Below are 6,700 nucleotides of genomic sequence, written 5' to 3'. Positions count from 1 at the left end.
CGAAGTGGGTCGTCGAGGGGCAGGCCGACGCCAATCTCTCGGAGCCGTCGTGGACCCTGTGGTTCCTGCTCGCGCTCGGCACGTTCCGTCTGGTGCTCCCCTATCTCGCCCTGCTGCGCTGGCCGCTCCTGTGGACGGTGCTCATCTCCATCGGCGCGGGGTACCTGCCGAATGTCGACAGCACGTTCTCTCTCGCCCGCACACTCGGGCTGCTGCCGTTCTTCACGCTCGGCTGGTGGCTGAGCGAAAACGACGTCGTCGCCCGTTTCCGGCTCCTGGGCCGGCGACCGTGGTGGGTCTTCGTCGGCGCCCTCGCCCTGTTCGCCATGGCGGGCTGGCTCGCCTGGGCCGGCAAGGATGTGTGGGCGGCCGTCGACCTGCGGCACTGGCTCTTCTACGACGAGTCGTACTCCGACCTCGTCGGCCCGCAGTGGTGGGCGGGCGGTGTGCGCCTCGCGGTGATGGCGATAGCGCTCGTGCTGAGCGTCGCATTCTTCGCGCTCGTCCCACGCGGATCGCACCGCTGGACCCACTTCGGGCAGTACACGATGTACGTCTACCTGCTGCACTCGTTCGTGCTCTATCCCTTCCGGGAATCCGGCGTGCTGCGCGACCTCGATCCGACGTGGATCTGGCTGCCCGTCGTGGTCGTGGCCTCGGTGCTCATCGCCGTGGGGCTTTCGACGAAGCCCGTGCGGCGCGTGTTCCGGCCACTCGTCGAACCGAGGCCGACCTGGCTCTTCGCCGACCCCGGGCTCGCGCGGCGCGAGGGCCACCGCTCCGACCCGACGGGTTCGCGCCGCACCCCCGAGGCGACGCGCGGCCGGCTCGACGGGTCGCGCCGGCGGCCAGATCCCAGGCAGAACGGGTGAGCCGCACCACTTCGTGCGCGTGACGTCCGTGCCACCCTGTACGGTCGCGGAGTGAGCGAAGAGACTGTCGATGGTCTGCGGGCGGAGGCACTGACAGCGTTGCGGCGCCTGGTCGGCAACGACGATGCCGGCTTCCACGAGGGCCAGTACGAGGCGATCGAGACGCTGGTGCAGCACCGTGCGCGGGCCCTCGTCGTGCAGCGCACGGGGTGGGGCAAATCCGCCGTCTACTTCGTCGCGACCCTGCTCCTGCGCCGCCGCGGTGCGGGCCCGACCATCTTGGTGTCGCCGCTGCTCGCCCTGATGCGCGATCAGGTCGCGGCGGCCGAGCGGGCGGGGGTGCGGGCGGCGAGCATCAACTCCGCCAACCCGCTGGAGTGGGCCGACATCCTGACTCGCCTCGGCGACGACGCGCTCGATGTGCTGCTCGTCAGCCCCGAGCGGCTGAACAACCCGAAGTTCCGCGACGAGCAGCTGCCGGCGCTGATGGCACGCGTGGGACTCCTCGTCGTCGACGAGGCGCACTGCATCTCGGACTGGGGCCACGACTTCCGGCCCGACTACCGCCGCCTGCGCGACCTGATCGGCGGCATGCCCACCGGCGTGCCGGTGCTGGCGACCACCGCCACCGCGAACGAGCGGGTCGTTCACGACGTGGAGGAGCAGCTCGGGATGGGCACCGGAGGGGTGCTGACGATCCGAGGCCCGCTGGCGAGGGAGTCGCTGCGGCTCGGGGTTCTGCGCCTCCCCGACGCCGCCACCCGACTCGCGTGGCTGCTCAGCCACATCGGCGACCTGCCGGGGAGCGGCATCATCTACACACTCACGGTGTCGGCCGCCGACGACACCGCGCGGCTGCTGCGCGAGGCCGGCCACGCGGTGCGGGCGTACACCGGCCAGACCGACCCCGCCGAGCGGGAGGAATCGGAACGTCTTCTCAAGGAGAACCGGGTGAAGGCCCTCGTCGCCACGAGCGCGCTCGGCATGGGGTTCGACAAGCCCGACCTCTCGTTCGTCATCCACATGGGCGCGCCGTCCACGCCCGTCGCGTACTACCAGCAGGTCGGGCGCGCCGGGCGCGCGACCGCGCAGGCCGACGTGCTGCTGCTGCCCGGACCCGAGGACGAGGCGATCTGGCAGTACTTCGCCACGTCGTCGATGCCCGACGAGGCGAAGGCGACGGCGGTGCTCGACGAACTGAACCACGACGGGGGCGCGCTCTCCACCGTGGCACTCGAGGCCCGGGTCGACATCCGCCGCGGCAGACTCGAACTGCTGCTCAAGGTGCTCGATGTCGATGGCGCGGTCGAGCGCGTGCAGGGCGGATGGCGCGCCACGGGCACGCCGTGGACGTACGATGCGGAGCGGTACGAGCGCATCGCGGAGGCGCGCAGAGCCGAGCAGCGGGCGATGATCGCCTACGAGACGACATCCGGATGCCGCATGGAGTTCCTGCAGCGCGCGCTCGATGATCCCGCCGCGGCGCCCTGCGGCAGGTGCGACAACTGCGCGTCGCCGTGGTATCCGACCGGCATCGCGGAAGCGACGACCGCCGCGGCCGGAGCCGCCATGAGCCGCGTGGGCGTTCTGGTCGAGCCACGGGCACAGTGGCCGAGCGGGATGGGCCGGCTCGGCCTCGACGTGCGGGGCAACATCCCGCCGGGAGAGCGCCTCGAGCCGGGCCGGGCGCTCGCCCGCCTGACCGACCTCGGCTGGGGAGGGCCCCTGCGGGAGCGGTTCAGTCCGGGCACCCCCGACGCCGAGATCACGCCCGCCATGGCCGAGGCCTGCGTGCGAGTGCTCGCTGACTGGAACTGGGAGGCGCGCCCCGCCGGGGTCGTGGCGATGCCGTCCCGCGCTCACCCGCTGCTCGTGGCATCCCTCGCCCGAACGATCGCCGAGGTCGGCCGCCTTCCGCTGCTCGGCTCGCTGGAGCTGACGGGAGCGGGGCCCGGTGCCGCGGGCGACAACAGCGCGTACCGCCTCGCCGGCGTCGCCGGCAGCTTCGCGCTCGGGCCGGAGCTGAGCAGGGCCGTCGGCGCCCTCGAGGGCGGCCCGGTGCTGCTGGTCGACGACCTCGTCGACAGCCGCTGGTCGCTGACGGTCGCCGGGCGGCTGCTCCGGCGCGCGGGCGCGGGTGCCGTGCTGCCGTTCGTGCTCGCCGCCCGGGCGTAGGACCCCTAGGCGAAGAGGCCGGCGCCGACGTACGAGCCGGGCGTCGCTCCGGGAGGCACCGCGAAGATCGCCGATCCCACGGGGCGGATGTACTCGTTGAGTGCGTCGGTCGACAACGCGCGCTGCACCGTGACGAACTGCTCGGGCGAGCGCTGGTACGACAGGAAGAAGAGGCCCGCGTCGAGGCGCCCGAGGTTGTTGTTGCCGTCGACGAAGTTGTAGCCGCGGCGCAGCATGCGCGCGCCGCCGTTGTGCTGCGGATTCGCGAGTCGCACGTGCGCCGCCATGTCGATCGACGGCGCCCCCGCGGCATCCGTCTTCGCGAAATCGGGCTGCGTGAACTCGTCGCCGCCCGAGAGCGGCGCCCCCTCGCCCTTCGAACGGCCGATGATGCGATTCTGCTCGGCGAGGCGCACGCGGTCCCACGACTCGATGAGCTGCGCGATCTTGCGGGCGACGAGATACGATCCGCCCACCATCCAGGCGGGCTGGTCGGCTTCTTGGACCCACACGTGGTCGGTGAGCGCGGGTTTGTCGTCGGAGAGGATGTTGGCCGTGCCGTCCTTGTACCCGAACAGGTTGCGCGGCGTGGATTGGGCCGCGGTCGTCTTGGACGTGCGGCCGAATCCGAGCTGAGACCACCGGATGCGGGCTCGCCCGAAGGCGATCCGGCTGAGGTTGCGCACGGCGTGCACCGCGACCTGGGGATCGTCCGCGCACACCTGGATGCAGAGGTCGCCGTCGCTCGCAAGCGGATCGAGGTCGTCCCCGAGGAAGGCGGGGAGGTCCTGAAGCTCGGGAGATCGCCGCGCGGAGATGCCGAAGCGATCGTCGCCCGCCGCCTCGAACAGCGTCGGACCGAAGCCGAACGTGATCGTCAGTCCGCTGGCGGGCAGCCCGAGCGCCTCGCCGGTGTCATCCGGCGGCGCCTCGGGCGAGCCTCCGACCGCCCCGGAGGCGCTGACCTCGAGACCGCGGGTCATGCGTGCCGCGGCATACGACCAGTCCTGCAGCAGCGAGATCAGATCGTCCCGCGTCGAGCCCGCCATCATGTCGAATGCCGCGAAGTGGAGGTGATCCTGCACCGGCGTGGTGATGCCCGCCTGATGGGTTCCGTAGAAGTCGTAGACGGATGCCGCGGCCTCGGCCTCGGCGTTGGCCCGGCCCACCGCGATCCCGCCCGCGAGGCCGGCGGAAGCACCGAGCGCGAGGCCGGCGGCGCCGGCGCCGACGAACCCGAGCAGACCGCGGCGGCTCACACCGGGCGCCGGCGCTTCGACGGGCTCAGCGACCGGGGCACCGGGCACGGGGGTACCGGTCTCCGGGCCGGTCGTCGAGGAGTCGTGGCGGCTCACGTCACTCCAGAACGGTGACGGTGAGCTGCGACAGCGGCTCGGCGAGCGCGTTGATCAGGTCGGTGAACTCGCGCTTGTCGGCATCCGTCAGTGCGGAGTAGAACACGAAGCCCTCGGCGAGCGAGCCGTGCTTCGCGAGCGAGGCCTCGAGAGCGGCGTAGCCGGCGTCGATCTTCTCGACGAGCGCCGCCCCCTTCTCACCCTTCGACGTCGCGAAGTCGCGCACCAAGGAGAAGGCCATCTTCGACCCCTCGACATTCGCCGCGAAGTCCCAGAGGTCGGTGCCCGACCACCAGTCCTCCTCGCCCGAGATCTTGCCCGTGGCGACCTCGTCGAGCAGCGCGATGGCGCCGTTGCTGAGGCCTGCGACGCCCTGCTCGTCGAGCGCGGTCTGGAAGTCGGCCGAGTGCACATAGTCGTAGAGTTCGGCGACATCGGCGATCAGCTGGTCGCCGAACGCTGCGCGCTCGTCGGTTGTGGACGGTGCCCAGTCCTGCCACGCCGGCGTCTCGCCATCCGCATTCAGCGCGTCCTGCGCGGGAACCCACAGATCCTTCTCGATGCGGTGAAAGCCGGTCCAGTCCAGGCCGTCCGCGACGGCGTCGACCTCGCGGAAGTCGATGCGCGGGTCGAGGTCGCCGAGTGCCTCGGCGACCGGCTCGATGCGCTCGTAGTAGGTGCGCACCTGGGGGAAGGCGGCGCGGGCGGCCTCGTCGTCGCCCGACTCGTAGGCCGCGACGAAGCTCTCGACCTGCGGAACCATCTGCGACACCTGGTCCTTGACGAAAGCGGCGTAGAGATCGACCGCCTTCTGCTTGAGCTCGGCGTCCGGTCCGTCGATCGCAACGGCATCGCCCGACACGCTGAAGCCGGTGCGGCCGACACCCTCGCCGATCATGCCCGGCTTGCAGAGCGTGTAGTACTCGCCGGGCTGGGCGATGACGGTGAGGGTGCGCGACGCGCCGGGGGCGATGTTCTCGACCTCTCCGACGATGCGCAGGCCGTCATCGGCGAGCAGGTAGAACTCGGTGACGTCGTCGCCGCCGTTCGTGATGTCGAACGCGAGCGTTCCGCTCGCCGCCGTCGTGGCCGAGACATCGCACGCGCTATCGGTGGACGTCACCGAGATGGCATCGGATGCGGCGACATCGGCCTTCGCGACGCAGCCGGTCAGCACGAGGCCCGCGGCGGCGGTCGCGGCGAGGGCCGAGAGGATCCTCTGGGTGGTCATGGGGCTCCTTGGTGTGTGACGGCGGGCGGTGCGGGTACGACCGCCGGGGTGGATTCAGGGCGGGATGCCGCGGCTTCGGTCGGCGCGTCGTTCGGCTCGGGCTGCGCGGCGTGCGCGGACCGCGGGCGCGACCGGCGAGCGCGCGTCGCGAAGACCGCACCGACGATCGCGACGTAGAGCGTCCAGGCGATCACCTGGAGCCACGACATCTTGGGCGTGAAGCCGACCGTCGCCTGCATGATGGCGGCGAGCGGGCTTTTCGGGGGGATGGCCGCGCTGAGGTCGAAGGCCCAGCCGAACGGGAAGCCGGCCGCGCCGACGGCAACGGCGCCGGTGGCGGGGTCGACCGGCGCGAGTGCGGTGAACGGGCCGGGTAGCGCACCGGCTTCCTGGAGGTCGTGGATGCCGTACGCGAGCACACCCGCGGCGACCACGATGAGGAAGGCCCCCGTCCACAGGAAGAACGCGCGCAGGTCGAGGCGCAGCATCCCGCGCGCCAGCAGCACGCCGAGCGCGGCCGCGGCGAGGATGCCGAGCAGGGCGCCCAGCAGCGCCGAGGGCGCATCGCCGAACGACTGCACCATCGACCACAGGAGGAGCGTGGTCTCGATGCCCTCGCGGGCGACCGAGACGAAGCCGATCGCGACGAGGGCCCACAGCGTTCCGTGCGCGAGGGCCCGGTCGACCCCGCCTTCGAGCGTGCGCTTCATGGTGCGGCCGGCCTTCTGCATCCAGAAGATCATCCACGTCACCATCGCGACCGTCAGCACCGAGAGCAGGCCGCCGATGAGCTCCTGGGCCTCGAACGTCAGCGAGTAGGCGCCGAACGTCAGGACCGCGCCGATGGCGAGCGCGAGCGCCACCGCGAGCCCGATGCCGAACCAGAGGCGACCGAGCACATCGCGTCGACCGAGGCGCGTGAGGTAGGCGACGAGGATGCCGACCACCAGGGCGGCCTCGAGGCCTTCGCGGAGGCCGATCAGAAAGGTGGGAAGCAAGAGGGGGTTCCGGGGTGTGTGAGAGAAGGCCCGCTGGGGATACGCGGTTCGAGGCGCCTCCGTCGAGTG

5 protein-coding genes are annotated in these 6,700 nt (G+C 71.5%); 2 read left to right on the top strand and 3 right to left on the bottom strand.

Annotated elements, in window-relative coordinates; genetic code table 11:
* Both VNT50_RS11930 and VNT50_RS11925 read left to right on the top strand, forming a co-directional pair.
* The coding region (locus tag VNT50_RS11930) for an acyltransferase family protein (RefSeq protein ID WP_325485338.1) at positions 1–872 on the top strand (872 nt) is incomplete at its 5' end.
* 51 nt (positions 873–923) lie between these two features.
* Entirely contained in the window at positions 924–3,047 is a 2,124-nt protein-coding gene (locus VNT50_RS11925) for a RecQ family ATP-dependent DNA helicase (RefSeq protein ID WP_325485337.1), read from the top strand.
* A 5-nt stretch (positions 3,048–3,052) separates the two neighbouring features.
* Here VNT50_RS11925 and efeB read toward each other — a convergent pair whose 3' ends face one another.
* From efeB to efeU, 3 genes are read right to left on the bottom strand one after another with little or no spacing between them, the layout of a single operon-like run.
* Complete coding sequence (efeB, locus tag VNT50_RS11920; protein ID WP_325485339.1) at positions 3,053–4,354, bottom strand: iron uptake transporter deferrochelatase/peroxidase subunit; 1,302 nt, start codon at positions 4,352–4,354, stop codon at positions 3,053–3,055.
* A 49-nt stretch (positions 4,355–4,403) separates the two neighbouring features.
* Entirely contained in the window at positions 4,404–5,633 is a 1,230-nt protein-coding gene (gene efeO / locus VNT50_RS11915) for an iron uptake system protein EfeO (protein ID WP_325485336.1), read from the bottom strand.
* On the bottom strand, positions 5,630–6,631 hold the full coding sequence (gene efeU, locus VNT50_RS11910; protein WP_325485335.1) for an iron uptake transporter permease EfeU: 1,002 nt from the start codon (positions 6,629–6,631) through the stop codon (positions 5,630–5,632). The genes efeO and efeU overlap by 4 nt, the downstream gene beginning before the upstream one ends.
* Positions 6,632–6,700: the final 69 nt, after the last annotated feature.

Origin of the sequence: Microbacterium sp. (genome assembly GCF_035554235.1) — a bacterium.
Taxonomy (GTDB): Bacteria; Actinomycetota; Actinomycetes; order Actinomycetales; family Microbacteriaceae; genus Microbacterium.
The sequence above is the reverse complement of the archived record's forward strand: the minus strand, read 5'-3'. Positions and strand labels throughout refer to the sequence as shown.